Origin of the sequence: Limnochorda sp. (assembly GCF_047459355.1) — a bacterium.
GTDB lineage: Bacteria > Bacillota > Limnochordia > Limnochordales > Limnochordaceae > Limnochorda.
Genome location: NZ_VSCV01000072.1, coordinates 1 through 2,132, shown reverse-complemented (window position 1 = coordinate 2,132; position 2,132 = coordinate 1). Strand labels below are relative to the sequence as shown.

Annotated in this window: 3 protein-coding genes; all 3 read left to right on the top strand. The window is 69.4% G+C overall.

The features are described 5' to 3' along the window. Positions 1-286 (top strand): ADP-ribosylglycohydrolase family protein (locus FWJ67_RS10850; protein ID WP_414482821.1); only part of this gene is annotated, 286 nt, incomplete at its 5' end. A 27-nt stretch (positions 287-313) separates the two neighbouring features. Then, complete coding sequence (locus FWJ67_RS10845) at positions 314-1,735, top strand: 3-methylaspartate ammonia-lyase (RefSeq protein ID WP_414482413.1); 1,422 nt, start codon at positions 314-316, stop codon at positions 1,733-1,735. Next, positions 1,732-2,040: a DUF4387 domain-containing protein gene (locus FWJ67_RS10840; RefSeq protein WP_304172206.1), complete on the top strand. Its 309-nt coding sequence runs from the start codon at positions 1,732-1,734 to the stop codon at positions 2,038-2,040. Before FWJ67_RS10845 ends, FWJ67_RS10840 begins: the two co-directional genes overlap by 4 nt. The last annotated feature ends 92 nt before the right edge of the window (positions 2,041-2,132 follow it).

Genomic DNA, 2,132 nt, shown 5'->3' with positions numbered 1-2,132 from the left:
GGCCGACATGGCGCCCGAGGCGACCGCCCTCGCCTTCGGCCTCTTGGCCAGTGCCCGGTGCCAGTACGAGCCGGCGGTGCTGGCGGCGGCGAACCTCGGGCGGGATGCGGACACCATCGGCGCCATCGCCGGGGCCATCGCCGGCGCCTTCCAGGGCGTCCAGGCCATCCGCCCCGACTGGCTGGAGAAGATCGACACGGTGAAGGGCGTCTGCATCCACGCGACGCGCGGCATCCGCATCTCGGAGATCGCCCGGGAACTGGTCCAGCTGGCCGAGCAGTCCTGAACGTGAGCCGATGAAAGGGTGAGACTGGTGGCGGAGGCCCACGAACTTCGCATCTACTCAGCCACGTCGTTCCTCGGCCACGGGGTGGACGCCAACTCCCTGCGGAAAGCGCTGGAGTTCCAGCCCCACGCCATCGTGGCTCAAGGAACCACCACCGACGCCGGCCCCTCCTACCTGGGCAGCGGCAAGCCGGTCATGGCCCGGCAGGCGCTGCAGCGGGATCTGGAGCTGATCGTGGCTGCGGCCCAAGAGGCCGGGATCCCCTTCATCTGCTCGGTGGGAGGGGCCGGGGCCAAGCCCCATGTGGAGCTGGCCCTCGAGCTCTTGGAGGAGACGGCCCGGCGGCACGGCTGGTCCCTCACCATCGGTGTGGTCTGGAGCGACGTGGACCCCCAGTACCTCCTGGACCGGCTGCAGGCCGGCGTGGTGATGCCCCGCCTGGTCCCCGTCGACCGCTTCCCGGAGCGGCTGGATGCGGAGACGGTGAAGGCCTCCACCCGGATTGTGGCTCAGGTGGGGCCGGAGGTTCTGGTCCGGCTCCTGGAGGAGCACCCCGACCTGGACGGCATCATCACCGGACGGGCGCTGGACATCGGCCTTTATGCGGCCCTTCCCTTGCGGCACGGCTTCCCCCGGGCCCTCAGCATGCACTTCGGCAAGGTGATGGAGGACGGGGCCCTAGCGGCCGATCCGGGAAGCGGCAACGACGGCCTGATGGGCTTCTTGCGGCAAGATCACTTCGAGGTGGTCCCCGTCAGTGAGGAGCGCCGCTGCACCCCGGCGAGCGTCGCCCTCCACGCCTTCTACGAGCGGCCCGATCCCACCCGGGAGGCCAACCCGGGCGGGGTGCTGGACGTGGCCAGCGCCCGGTACGAGCAGGTCACTGAGCGGAGCGTCCGGGTCTCAGGCGCCCGGTGGATCGAGGCGGATGAGTACCGGGTCAAGCTGGAAGGGGTCCGGAAGGCAGGTTACCGCTCCATCAGCATTGGGGGCGTGCGGGATCCCCGGTTCATCGCGGCCTCCGATCAGATCGTGCAGGACTGCTACGCCGCGGTCCGGGAGTATTTTGCCTTCCTGGGCGAGGGGGCGTACCACTTCACCATCCGGACCTACGGGAAGAACGGCGTGCTGGGCCCTTCCGAGCCCCTGGCCGGGGCCCAGCCCCATGAGATCTGCCTGCTCCTGGAGGCGGTGAGCCGCGACCAGGAGACGGCGGACAGCATCTGTTCCTTCGCCAGCTCCTTCCTCTCCCACCATGGGTTCCCGGGACGGCTCTCCACCGCCGGCAACCTGGCCATCCCCTTCTCGCCGGGGCGGGCCATCTCGGCCGGGGAGGTCTACCAGTGGAGCATCTGGCACGGCCTGCCCCTGGAGGATCCGGGCGAGCCCTTCCGGGTGGAGGTGCGCCAGATCGGCGGGCACGCCGGGCGAGAGGAGGGCAAGGCATGAAGCTGCCGGAGCTGGCCCGGGTGATCCGGAGCAAGAATGCGTCGCCTTTCTTGACCACCATCGACATCATCTTCAACGACGAGGGGGCCTTTACGCGGGTCCGGGACGCGGGCGTCTTGACCCCGGAGCGGGTGGCCGAGCTTTACGGCATCGCTCCCGACCAGGTGCTGGGCGTCTGGTTCGTGGAGACGTGCCTCGCGGCCAAGGTCTCCTTCATCAAACCCGTTCCGTCCGACGCCTTTGAGAGCGCCGACCTCTACGGCGCGCAGCAGCACGTGCCGATGTTGGATCTCGACATCCCTTAAGGTGCTCTCGCTCCCGTGACTCGCACACACCCGCCCGACCCTCGGCGTTCGCCGGGGGAGGGCGGGTGTTTCCTTTCGCCAAGGGGTGACGG